This window comes from Ktedonobacter racemifer DSM 44963 (assembly GCF_000178855.1).
Taxonomy (GTDB): domain Bacteria; phylum Chloroflexota; class Ktedonobacteria; order Ktedonobacterales; family Ktedonobacteraceae; genus Ktedonobacter; species Ktedonobacter racemifer.
In genome coordinates this window covers 1,183,416-1,202,836 of record NZ_ADVG01000003.1, presented here as the reverse complement: position 1 = coordinate 1,202,836, position 19,421 = coordinate 1,183,416, and the positions used below count along the sequence as shown (strand labels likewise).

The window sequence follows — 19,421 nt, the reverse complement described above, 5'->3', positions numbered from 1 at the left end:
CTAGGTCGGCAAGCCTAATCTGAAGAAACTTTGTTCCAATGAAGCAAGATAGACCTGTGAATCGCGGCGGAAGCGGAGTTGCTTGCGACGGCCCTCGTCACGATAGTCGAGTGTCTGACGCAGTACACGCCAGGCGGTGATATCAGAAGGGCGTAGTTCTGCCGCCGAGATCGAAATGATTCGACTGGCTCCTGCCACGACCACGCGTACCGAGCCGCGCACGACAAGCGTCGGCGACGCCCGTTTCCGTCTGGTCATGCGCCGCTCTATGTGGCGAGCTGTGCCAAAGAACTGTTCCAGGTCGTTGTTTGTCCGAGGCAAATCTTTCACCTGGTAGCATGCAAAGAGACCATCCCAGTAGCTGGTAGTGACTTTCTGGAAGTGCGATATCGCAGGGGCCAATATTCCGGACAGATCTTGCTGTTGCGCTATGATGGACAGAAGGTGCTGGTAATCCTGTTTCAGGGTCTCTACACCGCGTTGCTCGGCATTGGCGAGGAGGTGGGCCGCCTGATGCACCCATGCATAGGCTTGTTGGATGGCAGGCCAGAGTCCCTCGGTTGCCATCAGCCCAGCTCGCACACGTTGTTGGAGACAGCTGAGTTCGTCGGGGAGCCCCTTTTTTGCGCAACGCGGGCAATCGAGTCGGAGATGTCCTGGAGACGCTCTTTGAGCTTCAAGCCATCGGCATCCAGAGGTAGTCGCCCATCATCAGTCAACGCACTCCTTACCGCCAGGCAATAGCCACGGATGGCTTCGGCCTCGTCATCCGCGCGCTCTTCCAAGGCGCGTTCAATCGGACGCACCCCACGAACCTGCTTCTTCAGTTCATTCTTCGCATGCAGATCAGCGGCAGCAATCGGTTTAGCGGCCTCACGTAGGTAATGAAAATGGCATAATTGGTGGGGAATACCCGGCAATGCGCTCGCCACCGCGTTGCGGATGGAGCATTGCCCATCAGTGATCACTCCGGCGATGGGAATGTCCAGTTTCCGGCAAAGGCTCGCAGCCGCCTCCAGTAACGGAACCAGGTCATTCTCTGTGGCACCTAAGAGACTACGCGCCACCAGCACCTCTCCCGAACAGCAATTGCGCAGTACCCATAACACCTCGTGTCCCACATCCGGTTGCAACCCATTAAGCGCCAGGATCACCTGCTTCTGGTCTTTCAATCGCTCACCTAGTGCTGCATTCATCAAATACGATATAACAAAAACACGGAGAAATTCACCTGAGTTGGCTCCATTGGCGTATCCTTTTTGTTACCGGATTTAACGAACGCAGCACTAGTCCTACAGTTGTAGATGACCACTGCTCTGCCAAACCAAGATTGATTCGAGATATTTCCTCCTTCTGAAAAAGAGGGAAGGCCGACGTGGAACCAAACGAGTCCCTGCCTCAGCGTCCCCTTGACATCACCTCTTTCGTCGTCTACACTACTTCTATTAGATATATCTAATAGAAGTAGTGTAGACAAAAGCTCAGTACCTGGCTTGTCTGAGAAGAAGAGGGCTCGCTCATGTATGAATTGTTCATTCTTGCCCAGCTCATGTGTGCTCCTGAGCATGGCTATCAAATAGCCAAAATTGCCAGTGACATGATTGGCCCCTGGGCCAAAATCAGTCTCGGCACCCTGTATCCTTTACTCACAAAACTTGAGCAATCGGGATTCATCAAAAAGCTTGATGAGGGACAAGAGGCCACGACGAGACAACGCGGTCGCCAGCAGACACGGACGACCTATGAGATTACCCCGGCAGGGCGGATGCGCTTTCACCAATTGATGATCGATACCATCTCTAACCCAGGAGACTACCAACGTCTGTTTCGTTTGAAAGTGCTGTATCTGGACTTTCTCCAGCCTGATGAACGTCTCCATCTCTTGAACCATTACATCACCTACTGTGAAACACTGGTGCTCTATCTCCACTCAGAAAGGCGTGATCTCCTCCAGGTGGTCTCAGATCCTGCTCAGAGGCACAAGTTCAGCCCGCATTTCCGTGCCATTTCAGAGCGATTAATGCGACATCAAGCAGACCAGTGGCAGGGAGAGATCGCCTGGGCAAAAGAGATTCGTGAACACATGACCCATCAAGATGAGGCAGAAAAACACGTCGATCCCGAGGATTTCGAGAAAGGAGGGATGCTTCCTGACTGAGAAAAAGTGACGCAAGGGGAAAGAAACTGCTGTGGACGGAGCAATGGTGCCTGAGCCTGGAAAACCTGGTCACCATGCTCCTGAGCGGAGACCGCCTGCTTCTGATTTTACCATGCTGATGCAAGCGATCCTCTCTCGTGCAACGACATCAAACACGAATAGATGGAGGATACTCTATGAAAAAATACATCTTTTTGAATGTCCCAGCCACTGGACATGTGAACCCGACACTGCCTATCGTGCAAGAACTTATCCAACGTGGCGAGCAGGTTATCTACTACCTGACTGAAGAATTCCGCGCAGCCATTGAGGCAACGGGAGCCATCTTCCGCCCCTATGAGTCTTTCCTGGAAGGGATAGGGCCGGGACCCATGCCCTTAAAGATGGCGGAGGAAAGTCGCCGTGTCCTCCCCCAGGTCCTGGAGTCTATTCGCGCGGAGCAGCCCGATGCTCTTCTCTACGAGGCCATGTGCCTCTGGGGACGTATTGTCGCTCAGGTGCTCCAGGTCGAGACGATTGTCTTGCGTGCCAGTTACGCTGCCAATGAGCATTTTGGCCTGTTCACAGCGCGGTCGGATGCTTCCATGCCATTTCCATCCGAACTGCTTGAGCGCTTCCAGGTCAGCTCTGCAGAGCTCAGCGCGACCTACCATCTACCCCCGTTTGATCTGCGCCAGTTTGTTGCCCACGCGGAAGGTCTCAACGTTGTGTTTCTCCCACGCGCCTTCCAACCGGCTGGCGAAACCTTCGATGAGCGTTTTGTCTTCGTGGGTCCGTCACTGCTCCCGCGCCAGGATGCGCCAGCATTTCCTTGGGAACGCCTGGGAGATCAGCCGGTCCTCTACATTTCCCTGGGCACCGCCTTCAACCATCGGCCCGACTTTTTCCGGCTCTGCTTTCAAGCCTTTGGTGAGCTCCCTTCCCAGGTCGTGCTTTCTCATGGAAAACGCCTCGATCCGGCAGTACTGGGACCTGCGCCGGCTAATTTCTTGCTCGCCCCCTCTGTCCCTCAGTTGGAGATGCTGCAGCGCACCAGCGTCTTTGTCACTCATGGTGGGATGAACAGCATCATGGAAAGTCTCTACTTTGGCGTTCCTCTGGTCGTCATTCCCCAGATGATGGAACAGGAGATAACCGCGCGCCGCGTCGAAGAACTGGAACTGGGCGCTGCCCTGACCCAGGAAAACGCGACCGCGGAACACTTACGCGAAGCGGTTGCGCGTGTCCAGCAAGATCCCTCCATCACCCAATACGTCCAGGCGATGCAACAGCAGGTGCGTGCTGCTGGTGGGTATCAGCGTGCCACCGATGCTATTCTTGATTTTGCCTACAAACGGGCATCTCTCACGCATTCTCGATCAATGGAAGCATGATACGTTGACGAAGAGGGGTCAGCGTATCCAGACCGAAGCCGACAGTTTTCAGATATGGATACGCCGACCTCAAGACAGGAGAACCACTCGTGATTCCTCTCTCCCTCGACTCTCTCCCCTCTCCTGAAGAGATTTGGAGCACGGCTTTTCATGCTTTCGGTCAACGACTTGGACCGTATTTTCTCCGATCAGAGCCTCGTCATCGAGCGCTGGCTTACATCCGGGGCTTGATGAGTTCTGTAGAACGCAAAAATGGGTGGCAAGTGGCAGAAGCGATGGGGGAGGCCACGCCCTACGCCATACAACATGTGCTCGATCGGGCCAAATGGGATTGCGACGGAGTGCGAGACGAATTGCGTGCCTATATCTCGGAGAACCTCGCCGCTTCCCGTGCAGTGGTGGTCATCGATGAAACCGGTTTTCTGAAGAAAGGCACGAAATCGGTCGGCGTGCAGCGACAGTACAGTGGCACCGCTGGACGAATTGAAAATTGTCAAATCGGCGTGTTTCTTGCCTACGCCAGCTCGCGTGGACACACTTTGCTTGATCGAGAATTGTATTTGCCGAAAAGCTGGACTGATGACCAGGAACGCTGCCGAGAAGCTCATGTGCCAGCTGAAATTACGTTCGCGACCAAACCAGAGCTGGCACAACGTATGCTGGAACGAACCTTGGATTCCGGTCTCCCGGTTGCCTGGGTGACAGGTGATACCGTCTATGGGAGTTCACAGAAACTGCGAGCCGCTCTGGAAGCTCGCAAGCAGGCATATGCCCTGGCCGTGACATGCAAGGAGCAGGGAGAGGTGCAGGGCGGGCGATCACGAGTGGATCAGCTTGCTCAGGCCCTCACAAGAGAGGAGTGGCAGGTATTGAGTGCGGGCGCAGGGAGCAAAGGACCACGCCTCTTTGCGTGGGCGCGCATCGAACTTGTTGCTCCAGAAATCAGTGGATGGCAGCGCTGGCTGCTGATCCGACGAAGCCTGGACGAGGGAGCTGATCCTGCGGAGATGACTTATGTCCTGGTTTTTGCTCCCACGGGTACTTCTTTAGAGGAAATGGTGGAGGCTTTTGGCGCACGCTGGACAATGGAACAGTGTTTTGAGGAAGGGAAAGGAGAAGTAGGCTTGGATGAGTACGAGGTCCGTTCCTGGCATGGATGGTACCGGCATATTACCTTATCAATGTTGAGTTTAGCTTTCTTAGCCGCCTTACGCGCGAATGAGGCAGAGCACACACTCAAAAAAACGCTGAGCCTGCGCTCTCCTCATCACAGTCAGAAACAGCCGACTCTGTTCAAGCCCAGATTCCTTCTGACCTCCCAGTGCTGGTTCCTCTCAGTGTTGCGGAAATTCGGCGGCTGTTTTTTCGTCTCGTCGGGGGTCAACTTTTCTCGTTTGCCTACTATCTGAGCTGGTCATGTTGGCGACGTACGCACCAAGCACTTGCGCGCCTTTGCCATTACAAGCGCCGCTGCGCTCTTGTAGGTCATTTACAACTGTAGGACTAGCCGCTGGTGGTCGGCCAGGTGCAAGGCAAGCAGTTCTTCATAACGATAAAGCTGATCGGTCACCGTACGCTGGGCCAGCACGAGGCCTCGTTTGAGCAATTCCTCATGAATCTGTGAGATGCAGCGCTGCATCCCCACGAGAGCAATCACGTCCAGTCTGAATTCCCCATGCGGCAAGGCCCATCCTCCCTCTTCCTCTGGTCGCGTTGGCTGATGGAAGCGTGAACATATCTGATTGCGACACTGATAGACCTTCAGAGTTAATCGCGTGACTCCTTGTAACGTCGTCACTGTCCGATGGCTGTGGTGCCCCATCCGCATTCGGCTCCACAAGCTCGACAGGTAATCTGGTAGGGTTCAAGTATCACCTGCCGTATCGCTGGAGGACGCGCTTGCTTTCTTGCCATCAGAAATCTCCTGTCAAACCATCAGGGGGCGCTTACCGTTGTGGATGATAGAAAGACTGCCTTTGAATCTGATGGGCTTGAAAAAAAACCTGGCCGTTGAGTACCTCACCTTGCCCAATCGTCAGATTTCGTGCCAGTCCTCCTCCTTTTAAAACACTCCCCGCAGGTCTGGATCAGGGTTTCGATAATCGGCACCAGCTGTCAAGATACAATCCTGGACGGTAATCGCTCCGAGAATCTGTGACCCTTTTCCTAAAACAGTAGAATGGCTGAGAATCTGTGCGCCAAGAAGATATCGCCCGCCATTTCCAATCGTGATAGAAGAGCCAGGCGTATTTGCTTTGATAGTCAAGCCACCGTCCCCAAATTGATTTGCATCGCCAATGAGAATCTGCCCTCCATCAGCCAGAATCATCGTGTTAGCATACAAACGATTGTTATTTCCGAGAGAAATATAAGCTTCACCAAGTTCCTCGATGATCACTCCTGGATAGAAAATATTGCCAGAACCAATGTGGGCGGAAGAACTAATAAGGGTTGAGAAGGGATCCAAGAGCGTATTTGTCGATCCTATGTGTTGGAGGGTTTCTTGAACAGTGAAAAAGCCACAAGCTGTGCGATACTCATTCATTTGTTGTACTATTACATCGAAAGTCACGTTGTGTCGTCTCCTCAAAACTTTTTTCTAGGAACGCGAGGCACACGGTGTTTGTTCGACTCTCCCGTGAATCCCTGAGCATCCATGTGCTCTTTCTTGCTCTCCAGTATACCCCTTTCAGATCAGGCTTGCCGACCTAGGGCTAGGGCGTGTTTGCAAACTCATAACCAAAGCAGAATAGAGGCAAGGGTGACTATGACAAGGAAATTGGTTGCCCGCTTTTCATAACAGGTTGCCACATAATTTTGCCGTAATGGTTTCACGAAACCATTACGGCAAAATTATGCCTCTTGTCCAATTTGGGTATTGGTGGCGAAATCAAAAATTGAGCTTGCTACGAGAGACAACATCTCTGCGGTTTGAGCTAGAGAAACCAATTCGCCACCAATATCAATTTGGGGGCTCACGGCTCGCTTGCCACTCTCGATGAGCACAAGTTTTCTCCTGTCTGAGTGCCACTCCTGCAGAGGAAGCAGGCAGTTTACCCCTAAAGTGATATTGGTGGCGAAATCAAAAATTGAGCTTGCGATGAGAGGCAACATCTCTGCAGTTCGAGCCAGAGAAATCACTTCGCCACCAATATCTAAAGTGGACAAGAGGCATAATTATGTGGCAACCAGGATGGCTTATCTCCGGATAAAATGTATGTTTAAAGTGTGTTTATTCTGCCTGGCGCTTCATGATGTAGTTGTATTTGAAGTGACTTATGGGAGATAATATAAATAGCATCTCCCGGTTATCAGGCTGGCCTATACGGCCAGGGTAACACAAGAGATGTTACTTTTTCCATCTACTTATACGTGAGGAAAAAGTCGAGATGCTATTTCTTCTAGCAGAAAAACATCTCTTGATTGTGTCTTAGTTAAGAAGGAGAATCTATAAATGTGCTATGACGATAATGCGCGTCCACCTATTCCTGATGGTGAACGTGGGATTGCTCATGGTGATGATGTCGTTTTAACTTCCACGGATGGCACCCGTTTTATGGCCTACTTTGCGCGTCCCGAGAAGCCAGGCAAGGGCCAGGTTATCATCTATCCTGATGTACGTGGTCTACATCAGTTTTATAAAGAGCTGGCGCTACGTTTCGCGGAGGTTGGCATTTCGGCTATCGCTATCGACTATTTCGGTCGTACCGCTGGCATATCTTCACGCGACGAGTCGTTCGAGTTTATGCCTCATGTGCAGCAGGTAAAATTGGATACCTTTTTCCAGGATGTGCAGGCTGGATTAAACTATCTGCGCGAGAATGCTGATGCGCAGGGCGCGACCTTCCCAGTTGGCTTTTGCATGGGTGGCGCGCTCTCATTGCAGTCTGCCACTCGTTCAGAGTTCGGTTTTAAGGGCGTTATCGCCTTTTACGCAGGCCTTAAGCGAGCCTTTGGCGGTGGTGCTACTGCTCTGGAGCAGGTCGATAAAATTGTGTATCCCGTGCTAGGTCTCTTTGGTGGGGCTGATCAGGGGATTCCCATCAGTGATGTGCGTGAGCTGGAGGCGAAACTACAGCAGAAGGGCATCGAGCAGAAGATTCTGGTATATGAGGGGGCTCCTCATAGCTTCTTCGATCGCCGTGCCAGCGATTACACCGAGGCTTCTTCAGATGCCTGGAGACAGATGTTAAGTTTTATTGCCAGCCATAGCTAAATTGCGTTATAACTAACCTGCAAAGCAAAAGGAGTGTCCAACTCACCTTATTTGAGTTGGATACTCCTTTTGCTTTAGCGTTATGAATAATTAGGCTGCAAGTGAAATGCGCACCACAACTGCGGTGATATTATCAGGTCCGCCCTGCTCATTTGCTCGCACGATCAGACGTTGTGTGCTCTCCTCCGGGCTATACTGTTGCACAATACTGCGCATTTCATCTTCGCCGATAAGAGCGTGAAGTCCGTCTGTGCAAAGAACCAGGACGTCATTATCCTGGGCTGGCTCAGATGTTGTATAAACCTCTACACTGGCTTGAGTACCTAGGCAACGGGTGATAACGTTGCGCTTGTCGTGATTTTTTGCCTCTTCGGGCGTTAATTTTCCCAGGAGTACCTGTTCCGCGACCCATGAATGATCTTGCGCAAGTTGGAGCAAGCTATCACCACGAACAATGTAAGCCAGGCTGTCGCCAACGTTAGCGATGTAGATGATGTTATCTTTGAGGACCGCCGCCACACAGGTCGTTCCCATTCCCTTCTTCCGAGCTTCTTTATCTTCATTACTTAACTGCTCATCATTGTGACGACATATCTCACGATTAGCGGCTTCGGTTGCATGACGCAACGCTACTTGGGGATCCTTATTTGTATCCTGATAGTATGTCTCATGTATATACTTAACTGCGAGATTGCTGGCGATCTCTCCCTGCATATGCCCGCCCATGCCGTCGGCGACAACGAAAAGTGCTCCTTTATGAGCCATGATATTCGGATCTTCTGGTACAATAGAGATCATCGTATCTTCATTTACTGCGCGTTTGCGCCCAATGTCAGTAAGTGAGCCAACATTTAGGTTGATGGATGCAGATGCTAGTGCGTGGCGTTGTTCCAGACCAAGCAGGCGCTTACAACGAGCTATCAGAGAAAGTATATGTTCTGACCCAGCACTGGCTACAGTATCGTAAAACATCGAACTCCAGAAACGAGCCAGGCTACCATTATGGCGTAGCTCATCTGTATAGCAGTCGAGAAAGACCTGGCGCATATGCCGACCATACTTTTGTCTGAACTGGCGTGGGTAGAGGTAGAGGAGTGCACTGTAGAGGCTCTCTCCGACGTGAGAAGGGGGTTTGGCTGGCGTTATGCTCATAAGATTCCTCCTGCTATACCTGGATTAGGAAGTAGCTGTTTGATATGTGCCACACGGACAAGCTGCTCAAGTCGATATGCCTCAGCCTGGGCAACGCGACGCCCCATATCCGTTAGCCGATAATAACGTCGACGCTCATCATCCATATCTGGATCGGGCCGCTCTCTCGACTCTGCAATCAGCCCGTCCGCGAGCATGCGCTTGATCGAGCCATAAAGAGTACCAGGGCCCATACGCATTTGCCCATCAGTCCGTGCTGCGACCTCTTGCATGATACTATAGCCGTGGCGCTCCTTGTCCGCCAGCGCCAGCAGAATGTGAAAGACGGCTGGCGTGAGAGGTAACATTTCCTCGGGACTTTTTTGTGAGTGTTTCATGAAACCATCCATCTAAAAATTGCGCCATGCGGGGACCCCTGGCTTTAGCCATGGGGAGGAGCATGGCGCACTCCTTTCTGTGTATACTCATAGCCATCGGATCGTTGCACACAACGCATATATTTGGGGTGAATATCGACCTTCTCCAGTCGGAATGAAGGCCGATGACGAATGGCTATCCGTCCTTCAAATGTTCCTTTGGGCGTGATGGCTTTGACCAGATCACCCGTTTGATACCCAAGAAATGTCTTTTTGCGCTCTTTGTGCTGCTTCGGGAATCCATACTTGTCAGGCACACACATTTGCCTCCTCCCATGCCCTGTCGCTTTGATGCGCAGTGGGATGACTCCCTTCTGCAAAAGCACATCAGGCGTGCTCTTGCCTACGCAAGCTGCATCGAGCCAGTGGGTTTTGGGGAGTCCTCGCGTGGCACGATTAAACTTCGTCAATCCACCGCTCCCACACTCGACAGGCAAGCCGATAGCTTTCAGCCGTTCGAGCAAAGCACATCGTGTGCTATTGACAGCGCTGGCATCCTTGAGTGGCTTTTTGACCTGAGCGAGAAGACGCTTGAGCACGTCAGGTTTCTTTTTCAAGAAGACTTCGATCTCCTGAGTGCCTTTGGCAGTATTGCATGCTTCGCACGCCAAGGTAAGATTGCTCATCCTGTTCGTACCACTACGGGCACGTGGATGGATATGCTCTACCTGAAGCGGGACATCTTGTTTGCCACAATAGGCACACGTGCGTTCCCATTTTTCCAGCAAGTATTCCCTGACCTCATAGCCTTGCAAGGTTCCTTGCTGGTATTCCACACCTGCAATATCGGGGTTCTCCATCAATTGCATATCAAACTTCACAAGCTCCTGACTGAGAGTGGCAATGGGAGCATATCGACACAGGCGAGCTACCCACGTCAGAATGTTGGCAAGGCGACTTTCTAACGATGGTGGCAACCATCCCTTCTTCCTCCGTCGATTGTCAAATCGCGGCTTGCGGTAGCGTGTTTTACGCTGCCTACGCCCCTGGCGACTTGCACGACGACTATCAAGACTGTCTTTAATTGCATGCCCTCGATGTGAGAGTTCAGCCGCGAACACAATTTTGCCGTTGGTGTCGTTCACCAGGGCAATTCCCGTCGTTTTACTGCCTGGATCGAGCTTGAGGTGCAAGGGTTGTATCTCTGGCTGTTCTACCACCCGTTTGAGCACAATGGTAAACGGATACCGTCTAAACACGGCTGCTTTCCCTTGCCTGAGCAAGCGCCTCGCGTGTCCTGGATGCACCGGATTTAAAGGTTTATAGTCACTATCAATCACAAAAACATTGCTCACGTTGAGCCTCCTGTTTCCAGGGTAATGTTTGCCTCGACAATGATAGAGAGCGGTACTTTTCCCTGAGCACTGCATAGACCCCGCTTTGCTGTTTAACCCAGAGATTCTAGAGCTACCGGCTGGCACGCACCTGTAGGTAGGAACTTGAACACTTCTCCTCTATCGTAGTCTGATAACCTCCTGCCTCGCGCAGAAGGCCCATGGCTAAGTCTGGACAGGTCCGAGCTTGCTTTCACAAGCCCCTGCCTTTAGGCATGGGGTACCTGACCTGCTTCTATCTGACTGCTTATAAACCCACTACTAATATGCTTACTTTTAGTATATCATCCTTTGATATATCTGTAATGGATATATAACATAGTTTTATCGGCATTGTCAAGAGGTTATTTACTTCTCTGCTGAAAATAATTTTTTTAGCAGCAGAGAAACATCACAGGGTTGTATACAATTTTACAGAGAACGCGGCGAGAAAGCCCCGGTCATTGATGCCGGGGATGAATCGCCGCCTCTGCTGGATGAGAGGAAAGAGAGCAGGGTCAGATACCTAGAACTTGCGTTCTTCCCGTTCCTCTGGTACAATAGACGTCAGTGGATCGAGATCACGTGTGTGTTCGAAGAAGGGGCCACAATGCCGAAGAAGTGTCAGGGACAACGCAAGAAGAAGGAACAGCAGGAGAAGCGACCGGCGACGCCCACCTTTCTGCTGGAACTGCCCCTGGCCGTCGATCCAGGGCAAGCCGCCCACCTGCGCTCCCATCTGGAAGCCGCTCGTCAGCTCTACAACGCCATCCTCTCCCAAGGACAACAGCGCCTGCGCCGCATGAGGTCTGACCCCGCCTGGCAAGAGGCCCGCGCCCTTCCTCGCACCCACAAAGCGGAACGAGCGGCAGCCTTCTCCGCCTTGCGCAAGGCGCATGGCTTCTCCGAAGCCGCCCTGCATGAAGCCGTCAAGGGGCTGCGCGTGGGCTGGATTGCCGAACACATCGAGGCCGTGCTGGCCCAAACTCTGGCCACTCGCGCCTATCGTGCCCTCAATCGCGTCTGCCTGGGCCAAGCCAGGCGGGTGCGTTTCAAGAGCCGAGGACGCGGCTTCTCCAGCATTGAGAATAAACGCAACGATACCAGCCTGCGCTTCGTCCTGCAACCACCCGAGGAGGAAAACGCGGGGTCTCTGCTCTGGAACAGAGACCCGCTGCCCGCCCTCATCGATTGGAAGGATGAAGTGGTGACCCATGGGCTCAGGCACCGCATCAAGTTTGCCCGCCTCATCCAGCGTCCTGCCAGCAGCCCCAGAGCGGCGGGCGCTGATGAAGAGGGGTATCGCTATGTCGTGCAACTGGCACTGGAGGGCAAGCCCCACCGAAAGAAAAAACACCCAGTTGGCACGAGTATTGTTGGCGGTGACCTTGGTCCCTCCACCCTGGCCCTCTTTCCCCAGCAAGGAGAGGCAAGCCTGGAGGTGTTCTGTGCACAACTGGCTCCTGATGCTAAAGCCATTCGTCGCTTGCAACGGCAGATGGATCGGCAACGTATGGCGGCCAATCCTGAGCACTACGACGAGAAAGGGCGCATCAAAAAACAAGGCAAGAAAAAGCGGCACTGGAAGCAGAGTAAGCGCTACCAGGCCACCCGGCAACGCAAGGCGAGCAAAGAGCGCAAACTCGTAGCGCATCGCAAGAGCCTGCATGGGCACAAAGTGCATCAGGTAGTGAAGCTGGGCACCACCATCATCATCGAAAAGATTTCCTATAAGGCATGGCAGAGGCAGTTTGGCAAGAGTGTGGGACTGCGAGCACCAGGGATGTTTGTGGAACTGTTGAGGCGCACCGTTGAGAGTACGGGCGGCATCCTGGTGGCGCGTCCCCACACGCACCACCGCGCTGAGCCAGTGGTGTCATGGCTGTGGCAAGAAGCTCAAGAAGCCGCTTTCGCAGCGTTGGCATCAGTGCGAGTGTGGCGTGGGTCCCGTGCAACGCGACCTGTATTCGGCGTTTCTGGCTGCCTACCTTGATCCAGCAGACCCCATTCCCTCGTGTGCCCGATACCAGGGGTATTGGGAAGGTGCGGAAGCGCGCCTGCGGGCAGCACACGAGCGTCTCACACAACGCGCGAAAGAGGGGCAGACCTTGCCCCGAAGCATGGGTTTGACTCGTGCGAGAGCGCGTCTGCCCGAAAGTTCAGGGGGACCACCACTAGAGCCAGCTTTCTTGCTGAAGCGAGAAGGACGGGAAGCGTGGGCCGAACCCCTGGAACCCCCAGCGCTTTAGCGCGGGGAGCTTCAGTGGCCTGGTTTACTAATTTACATAATAAAATAACGTGAGTGTTCAAACACTCACGTTATCAACTCGAAAAGGTCCTTTGACAAAACGTATTACATCAGGAGATCGATGGTTCAAACAAGTTTGATGCGATCAGTCTCAAATTCCTCTTCAATTTGAAAGCCGAGTTTCTGGTAGATATGCTGGGCTGCATCATTGCCAACGGTTACAAAGAGCACGAGTTCTTTCTCACCTTGAGCTAATAGCGCGTTGATACTCTTTTTGAGCAGAAAGGTTGCTATCCCTTTCCCTTTGGCATCGGAATGGGTCATGAGAAAAGATAGCAGCGGCTGTTTCTTTCCTGTCTGGTCATTTGTCCAATCAGTCAGCACTGACGCAGCCAGTATACGTTCCTTCTCCTCAATGAGGAAAGAGCATGTTGTCAGTACAAGACCATATTTCCCTGCAAATGTCCCCTCCATTTCTTTCAGGGCTTCGTCCGATGTCTCGCCTTCATCATCGATGGTGTTGCGATAGGCTTCATACAATAACTCCCCAAGAAGTGGGACATCATGCTGTGAAATAGGGCGAGCGTTCCAGGTTGAAGCCTCTTGTTGCTCTGTGAGTGCCAGGCGCATCATCCAACGTTTCAGCCTTTGCGACATACTTTCTTTGCTTCTCCGTTTCTCGATAGATAGTTGATCAAAGCATAACCATCTATTGCAATGATTATCCTTCTCACTTTAACCTACGCCTGTTTACCAAACAGCGGACTAGGCGGGAGGATGCACTACGAGCATCCTATGCACCTCTCTCTACTGAGAGATGTTCACTCGTGAGATGATTCCAGGAACATCTCTGGGGGATCCCAGAAGCTCAACTGGACGGGAGGCCCGGCATCCTGGATCCTCTGCTGATTCTGCTGTTTCCACGCTTCATGCCGCGTCATGAGGAGCGCCTTGACCTCCGAGGTCGAGCGACATGCCGCCAGTTTCCGATCCCCCCAGCGTCCCGCGAGCGTCTGTGCGGCTTTGCGGTCGGCCTGGTCTGCGTAACCACAGACCAGGCACTTGAAGGTTTTCTGGTTCGGCCGATTAGCGCGATCGACATAATGGCAGCGGGGGCATTCCTGAGAGGAATAGGCGGCTCGGACCGTGTGGGCTGCCATGCCCTGTTTGGCGGCGGCCCAGGCCAGCTGCTCTGGGATATGCCCCAGGTGAGAAGCATACAGATAACTGTTCATCACCCTTGCTTTGAAGCGCATCGAGGCCACATTGAGGTCCTCATAAATGAGTCTGGCATCTCGATGATCTTTGACCAACGCATTGACCGCCCGGTTGATCTCTTGCTTGACGTGACGGCTCAAGCGTTGCGACGTTTCAGAACTTGTCGAAGGAAGCTTGCCCTTTGGGACGCCTTTCTTTTCCAGACAGGCTCGCAGTTTCGCCTTGCGGCGACGCTTTTCCCGATCGTGCTTGTGCTGTCGGGCCATCTTGCCATGAAAACTGCCATACTCTTTATTGGTGGAGGTCGTGAGGAAATGGGCAATGCCCACATCGACGCCTACTGTAGGGGCGTCAGGCTTGGTTTGAAGAGGAACGTCCTCGTCAAAGGAGAGCGTCAGCCACCAGACTCCATTGCGCTTGTGAAGTGTTGTAGACGCATTGAGCGTGCGGCCTTCGAGTGCTCGTTTGTGATAGGAGGCGAGTTTGACTGGGACTCGAAGCGGATTCCCGACATCTAAGGTGGACACGCGCAGCCAGTAGTCGAACGTGGAGTCCTCCGACTTCTCGAGCACCACCACGTTGACATTGGCTTGGATGACTGGCACACGCAGCACAGGGAGATCCCATTCGGTCCAGGTCGGTTCGCGGCGTTTGAAGGCGGACATCCGGCCTTCCGCCTGAGCTTTGGCCTTGGCCTGAGCGTAATCAGCCACATCTTCCAGGTACGCCTGATAGGCGTTCGCTCGATTCGTGCGAACGCTTTTGGCAATGCCTGCGGCTTGCTGTATTGCCACTCGATGCAAGCGGTCTGAAAGATCGGTTTTGAAGACGGTTTCTTGGTACTTGTCCGGGCTTGTCTCGGCCTCGCAAAACAGGGTGGTGTACTGTTGGCACAGCGGCAAGTAAACCGCCACAAGCTGATCGAGCGCCTCAAGTTTGCCAGGATTGGCCTCAATGAGACGGATATGGGTCACCGCTCGAGTGATGGTCTGCTTTGTCTTCTTTTTGCGCTTGCGCTTTTTTTTCTCATCAAGCGAGGCTTTTTGGGGCTTCTTGCTCACGAGCGGGTCCATTCTGCTGCAAAGCCGCTAGCACTTGTTCCGTCTTGCGTTTGGCTCGTCTGCGACCATAAAGACGAGCGCAAAACGAGGGAATGATGCTGATAAAATCGCCCATGAGATCATCTTCGGCGGTATCAGCGGTGTTGACGATGACCAGTTTCCGTCCTTGCATAGCCAACAAGGTCTGAATATAGGCCACGCCAAAGCGAGAAGCGCGATCTTTGTGTTCAACCACGATCTGCCCGATTTTGGGATCTGCCAGCAGCGCCAGAAACTTGGGCCGCTGATCGTTGATGCCACTGCCGCACTCTTTGACGACTTTGCTGACCGACCAGCCTTGGGCATTGCACCAGGTCACCAGCCGCTCGGCTTGCCTTTCCAGGTTGTCTTTGTTTTCGCTGCTTGAAACACGAGCATACACAGCGACGGCGTGGACCGGAACCGAGCGAAGCTCTGGCGGATCAATGATCACGGTGCCGGTGGGCAATTGATAGCCGGGAATCTGGCCGCGTTTCCACATACGCCAGGCGCTGTTATAACTGATCCCAATCTTCTTGGCATAACTCGATAACTTCATACATCCAAGTATACTCTATCTGCTTGAGATATGCAAGAGATGATGATACTTTGTGATGGTTGCTTATACAAAATGGATACATGAAATTATCAATGGCTCTTAAGTATATCTTGGAGTAGGATGTCTTTCCAATGAGATGGAAAATAGGCAGGAGTTGCGATGCGCGTCAAATGGGCGAAAGGATGATAATCTAGGCGAGGTGTGGCGGACCCTGTTGGATGCGTATGCGTACCTCTTCAATGTTTGAAGCTGACCAGCGCGATTCTAGCCACCAGGTCGCGCCAGCCTCGGCCCAGGGACGCACAATAGCTGCCGCCTGCTCTGTGTCATCTCCAGGTGTCTCTCCTTCCCAGATAATATCAAAAGGGGTTGCCTGCTTTCGCTGACTGGCGATATGCTCACGCATAGCACGTATATCTTCTGGTGTTACTGGATCATCTTGCTCCATTTTCGTTGGGAGCAGGCCGTCATAACGCATGGCGCGATTTATTGATTTTGCGCGCGGCCATGCTCCCACAACCCAGATCGGAATACGTGGTTGCTGAACTGGGGTTGGACGAAAAGCCATCTCTTCGAGATGATAGTGTTTCCCCTGGTAGCTGAAAGGCTGAGCGCTCCACAAGCCAGTGATAATATCCAGGCTTTCATCGAGCAGTTCGGCGCGTCCCTTGCGGTCTGTCACTTCACCAACATTGCCAAAACCTTTATCGCCGAGTGCTCCTAATCCAACAGGTAAAACGAGACGCCCCTGTGAGAGATGATCAAGGGTGACGGTTTCGCGTGCTACTTTCCAGGGGCGACGACGTGAGAGGGGTGTAATGATGGCTCCCATGCGCACGTGCTTTGTGCGCATGGCCATTGCTGCCATAACAATCCAGGGATCATACATCTCGGCCATTGACTCGATACAGATACCATCCTAGTAAAACATGCCGTCCCAACCAGCCTCTTCTCCTAACCGGGCCAGTTCCGCGATGGTTTGCACATCTCCAATAGGAATGACGAAGCCGTAACGCATAATGCTACTCCTTTGCTGGTCCTCTTCTTAATCTGCAAAGAGTATACCGGGCTATTAATGTCATCCTCTGTCATATTCACAAAAGATACTGGTCTTCTTATCCATTTTTACCATTTTCCTATAGACGTGCTTTGGGCTATATGTTTGGGGAAACGGTGTCTCTAAGGGCCGTAGCTTTGAGCTATTATAGGCCCAATATAATGTCTGATATTAAGCGTGCTTTGCAGGAGAAGAAGCTAATCCCAGTCAGGCGAGAGAACAATCTTTCCGGAGAGGGATTGCGTTTCATATATCCTGTGCGCGGCGGCTGCCTGTGAGAGCGGTAGTTTGAGCGCGGTTCTGCCTTTGAGTACGCCCCTACCTAGCCAATAGTCAATCTGTGAGGCACAGGTGTGTAACTCATCAATTGTGGCGTCTGTCACGGTAAAGCCATAGAGCGTACAGTTTTTCATATAGAACGGACCCACCATGAGGGTGGTCTGGTGCAGGGGGCCAGACATAAAGATGATGCGCCCACGCTGCGCAATAGCGTTGAGCGCGCATTCTATATCCGGCTGGGGCGTGGCATCCCAGTATACATTGACGCCTTGAGGCGCGAAATGTTTGAGTGCCAGGTTCACATTTTGCGTCTTGTAGTTGATAACCAGGTCAGCTCCCAACTCTTCGCACCAGCGCGCCTTCTGTTCATTGCCTGATGTGACAATTATCTGCGCTCCCATGGCACGGGCCAGTTGAATAATCGCGGTTCCTACCGAGCCATCTCCGCCATTGACGAAGATGCACTCTTTATCACGTATCTGGGCTTTGTTAAAGAGGCCAATGATGGCGGTAAGTCCTGAGTGTAGCACTGTAACGGACTCATGGAGGTCAACATTAGGTGGTAGGTGATAGAGCAGGCATTCATGGATACTGACGTACTCGGCAAAGGTTCCCTGGCGACCATCATAGCCCTGGTTATTGGCCCAGACGCGCTCTCCGGGATGAAAGAGCGAGACCTCTTCTCCCACCTCCACCACGATGCCTGTCACATCACGCCCGATAATAAAGGGCTGTGGGAGTGGTGTCTGAAAAACTCCTCCTCGAATATAAATATCGACTGTGTTGACCGTTACGGCGACGACTTTGACAAGAATGTCGCGCGGCCCTGGTGTAGGGATAGGGAGATCACCATAAATGATCTTATCAGCACCTCCAGGTCGATCAATATATGCTGCCTTCATTGTCTTCTGGCTTGCCATGCGCTATTCCTTCCCATGCACTCTATTAGTTGCTGTACAGATATCCGCTCTCTTTTTTTATTGTACCTGGATCGATTTTACTTTATTTTTTGTTGCATCGAATCTGCCTCGTCCATATACTCTTCGGTTGATATGATTTGTGCCCCTTCTATCTCTGTCTGTGAAGAAGCTTCTATATTGATGATGTCCAATACCTGTGAACCCCCTGGCTGTATTTGTGTGTATGCGCCTCGCTTACGAAAGTCTTCCATTTGTTCACTGGTGACGCCTCGCACGTCGATGAACTGCGTTTTCACAAGGATTGCTCCGCTGAAGTTTGCATTCTCCAGATTAGTACCTTTGAGGTTTGCGCCTGTGAGGTCTGCGCCTAGAAGGGTGGCCCCTGACAGATTGGCTTCTATCAGGTTGGCCCAGCGTAATCTTGCATTGTCAAGGCGCGTCTTGTTGAGCTGTGCGCGCCATAGGTTCGCTCCCGTTAGATCGGTTTCAAGGAGGCTTGCGCGGTAGAGGTTGGCCTCGACGAGATTGACCCAGTGGAGGTTAGCTTCATCCAGACGGGCTCGGCTCAGGTCGGCACGCCATAGGTTAGTATCTTCCAGATTAGCCTTGCCCAGGTTTGCCGACCTCATCCAGGCTTTCTCCAGATTGGCTTCAGACAAATCGGCACGCTTAAGGTTTGCCTCGATGAGGTTTACCAGGATCAGCATGACCTGCTTTAAATGTGCCGAAGAGAGATCTGTACTATTGAGGTCGAGACCACGCATATCCCGATTCAAAATTCGGCACGCGAGATTTACATCTCCCAGAAAACGCAAGACGCTCGCTCTCCGCGCCGGATCAAGCATGCGCAACACTGTGACTGTACGTGCATGAGCAATGGCCATGGCCTGGGAATTCGTTTCTAATTGTTTATCTAGCAATAGCTCTGACATGCGATCAAAGTAGGTCTGTAGTGCCGCTTCACGCTGATTGTCCAATGCCAGTTCGTGTTCCTGAGCCTCTTTCTGGCGCGCCTCCTCGCGCTCACTCTGATTGTGTACGTGAGTGTATATTGTCCCGGCCAGCGCGACCGCGAAGGGCACGATTAAGATGCTAAGCCAGTCCCAGAGCTTCTTATCCGCTACGCCAATCCAATCCCAGCGATAGATATATCCCATGATTATGCAGAGGGTGGTTGTTAGCAATACCAGAATAAACACAGCTCCATACCACACACTCTGATGACTAAACATCGCTTTTATCCGGTTACTAAGTTCTTCAACCCATAAACGCATTATTGGAGTAAGCCCCCGTATTTGTTATTTTGTAATTCTTATCTTTGCTCTCTACTAAAAAAGACGCTATTTGCACAAAGCTCCTAAAAATGGATATGATTGCCTAGATAATAGTCATGTTAAACGCTCTTGTCGCGTACTAAAGGATGAATGGCAGCA

Annotated in this window: 18 protein-coding genes and 1 pseudogene; 5 read left to right on the top strand and 14 right to left on the bottom strand. The window is 52.2% G+C overall.

Features of this window, described 5'->3' with window-relative positions; genetic code table 11:
• Both KRAC_RS34250 and KRAC_RS34245 read right to left on the bottom strand, forming a co-directional pair.
• The gene (locus KRAC_RS34250; RefSeq protein WP_075164499.1) at nucleotides 1–567 is read right to left on the bottom strand and encodes a hypothetical protein; all 567 of its coding nucleotides are present in this window, start codon (nucleotides 565–567) and stop codon (nucleotides 1–3) included.
• Nucleotides 567–1,172, bottom strand: a complete 606-nt coding sequence (locus KRAC_RS34245; protein WP_157507438.1) for a hypothetical protein — start codon at nucleotides 1,170–1,172, stop codon at nucleotides 567–569. The genes KRAC_RS34250 and KRAC_RS34245 overlap by 1 nt, the downstream gene beginning before the upstream one ends.
• A gap of 347 nt (nucleotides 1,173–1,519) precedes the next feature.
• On the opposite strand from KRAC_RS34245, the gene KRAC_RS34240 reads away from it, so the two are divergent.
• The 3 genes from KRAC_RS34240 (at nucleotide 1,520) to KRAC_RS34230 (ending at nucleotide 4,940) form a co-directional block, all read left to right on the top strand.
• Nucleotides 1,520–2,158, top strand: coding sequence for a PadR family transcriptional regulator (locus KRAC_RS34240; protein WP_007915318.1), 639 nt, complete (start codon nucleotides 1,520–1,522; stop codon nucleotides 2,156–2,158).
• A gap of 176 nt (nucleotides 2,159–2,334) precedes the next feature.
• A complete protein-coding gene (locus KRAC_RS34235) occupies nucleotides 2,335–3,531 on the top strand; it encodes a macrolide family glycosyltransferase (RefSeq protein WP_007915317.1) in 1,197 nt (398 codons plus the stop codon).
• A gap of 89 nt (nucleotides 3,532–3,620) precedes the next feature.
• Nucleotides 3,621–4,940, top strand: a complete 1,320-nt coding sequence (locus KRAC_RS34230; RefSeq protein ID WP_007915310.1) for an IS701 family transposase — start codon at nucleotides 3,621–3,623, stop codon at nucleotides 4,938–4,940.
• An 80-nt stretch (nucleotides 4,941–5,020) separates the two neighbouring features.
• Here KRAC_RS34230 and KRAC_RS34225 read toward each other — a convergent pair whose 3' ends face one another.
• From KRAC_RS34225 to KRAC_RS71980, 3 genes are all read right to left on the bottom strand, one after another.
• Nucleotides 5,021–5,353 (bottom strand): hypothetical protein, encoded by a 333-nt coding sequence (locus KRAC_RS34225; RefSeq protein ID WP_052568793.1) that lies wholly within the window; start codon nucleotides 5,351–5,353, stop codon nucleotides 5,021–5,023.
• Nucleotides 5,354–5,593: 240 nt separating this feature from the next.
• Nucleotides 5,594–6,103 carry a hypothetical protein gene (locus KRAC_RS34220; RefSeq protein WP_007915306.1) on the bottom strand — a complete coding sequence of 170 codons (510 nt, stop codon included), beginning with the start codon at nucleotides 6,101–6,103 and terminating at the stop codon, nucleotides 5,594–5,596.
• A 281-nt stretch (nucleotides 6,104–6,384) separates the two neighbouring features.
• Entirely contained in the window at nucleotides 6,385–6,699 is a 315-nt protein-coding gene (locus KRAC_RS71980; RefSeq protein WP_157507436.1) for a hypothetical protein, read from the bottom strand.
• Between the two features lie 286 nt (nucleotides 6,700–6,985).
• Here KRAC_RS71980 and KRAC_RS34215 point away from each other — a divergent pair, with 286 nt between their 5' ends.
• Nucleotides 6,986–7,747 carry a dienelactone hydrolase family protein gene (locus KRAC_RS34215; protein WP_007915298.1) on the top strand — a complete coding sequence of 254 codons (762 nt, stop codon included), beginning with the start codon at nucleotides 6,986–6,988 and terminating at the stop codon, nucleotides 7,745–7,747.
• 90 nt (nucleotides 7,748–7,837) lie between these two features.
• Here the strand turns inward: KRAC_RS34215 and KRAC_RS34210 are convergent, their stop codons facing one another.
• Genes KRAC_RS34210 through iscB form a run of 3 tightly spaced genes read right to left on the bottom strand, consistent with a single transcriptional unit; the run spans nucleotide 7,838 to nucleotide 10,610 of the window.
• Nucleotides 7,838–8,899 carry a Stp1/IreP family PP2C-type Ser/Thr phosphatase gene (locus tag KRAC_RS34210; RefSeq protein ID WP_007915297.1) on the bottom strand — a complete coding sequence of 354 codons (1,062 nt, stop codon included), beginning with the start codon at nucleotides 8,897–8,899 and terminating at the stop codon, nucleotides 7,838–7,840.
• Nucleotides 8,896–9,276: a PadR family transcriptional regulator gene (locus KRAC_RS34205; RefSeq protein WP_007915296.1), complete on the bottom strand. Its 381-nt coding sequence runs from the start codon at nucleotides 9,274–9,276 to the stop codon at nucleotides 8,896–8,898. Before KRAC_RS34205 ends, KRAC_RS34210 begins: the two co-directional genes overlap by 4 nt.
• Before the next feature lie 44 nt (nucleotides 9,277–9,320).
• The gene (iscB, locus tag KRAC_RS34200) at nucleotides 9,321–10,610 is read right to left on the bottom strand and encodes an RNA-guided endonuclease IscB (RefSeq protein ID WP_007915295.1); all 1,290 of its coding nucleotides are present in this window, start codon (nucleotides 10,608–10,610) and stop codon (nucleotides 9,321–9,323) included.
• 628 nt (nucleotides 10,611–11,238) lie between these two features.
• On the opposite strand from iscB, the pseudogene KRAC_RS34195 reads away from it, so the two are divergent.
• Nucleotides 11,239–12,877, top strand: a pseudogene (locus KRAC_RS34195) (nuclease/transposase family protein).
• Nucleotides 12,878–13,002: 125 nt separating this feature from the next.
• Here the strand turns inward: KRAC_RS34195 and KRAC_RS34190 are convergent.
• From KRAC_RS34190 to KRAC_RS63045, 6 genes are all read right to left on the bottom strand, one after another.
• On the bottom strand, nucleotides 13,003–13,533 hold the full coding sequence (locus KRAC_RS34190) for a GNAT family N-acetyltransferase (RefSeq protein WP_007915292.1): 531 nt from the start codon (nucleotides 13,531–13,533) through the stop codon (nucleotides 13,003–13,005).
• Nucleotides 13,534–13,697: 164 nt separating this feature from the next.
• On the bottom strand, nucleotides 13,698–15,155 hold the full coding sequence (locus KRAC_RS34185; protein ID WP_040445539.1) for an RNA-guided endonuclease InsQ/TnpB family protein: 1,458 nt from the start codon (nucleotides 15,153–15,155) through the stop codon (nucleotides 13,698–13,700).
• On the bottom strand, nucleotides 15,124–15,732 hold the full coding sequence (locus KRAC_RS34180; RefSeq protein ID WP_007904019.1) for an IS607 family transposase: 609 nt from the start codon (nucleotides 15,730–15,732) through the stop codon (nucleotides 15,124–15,126). The genes KRAC_RS34185 and KRAC_RS34180 overlap by 32 nt, the downstream gene beginning before the upstream one ends.
• 190 nt (nucleotides 15,733–15,922) lie before the next feature.
• Nucleotides 15,923–16,621 (bottom strand): LLM class flavin-dependent oxidoreductase, encoded by a 699-nt coding sequence (locus KRAC_RS34175; RefSeq protein ID WP_274532163.1) that lies wholly within the window; start codon nucleotides 16,619–16,621, stop codon nucleotides 15,923–15,925.
• A gap of 365 nt (nucleotides 16,622–16,986) precedes the next feature.
• Entirely contained in the window at nucleotides 16,987–17,988 is a 1,002-nt protein-coding gene (locus KRAC_RS34170) for an NADPH:quinone reductase (RefSeq protein WP_007915288.1), read from the bottom strand.
• Nucleotides 17,989–18,065: 77 nt separating this feature from the next.
• Complete coding sequence (locus KRAC_RS63045) at nucleotides 18,066–19,220, bottom strand: pentapeptide repeat-containing protein (protein ID WP_007915286.1); 1,155 nt, start codon at nucleotides 19,218–19,220, stop codon at nucleotides 18,066–18,068.
• Between the last annotated feature and the right edge of the window lie 201 nt (nucleotides 19,221–19,421).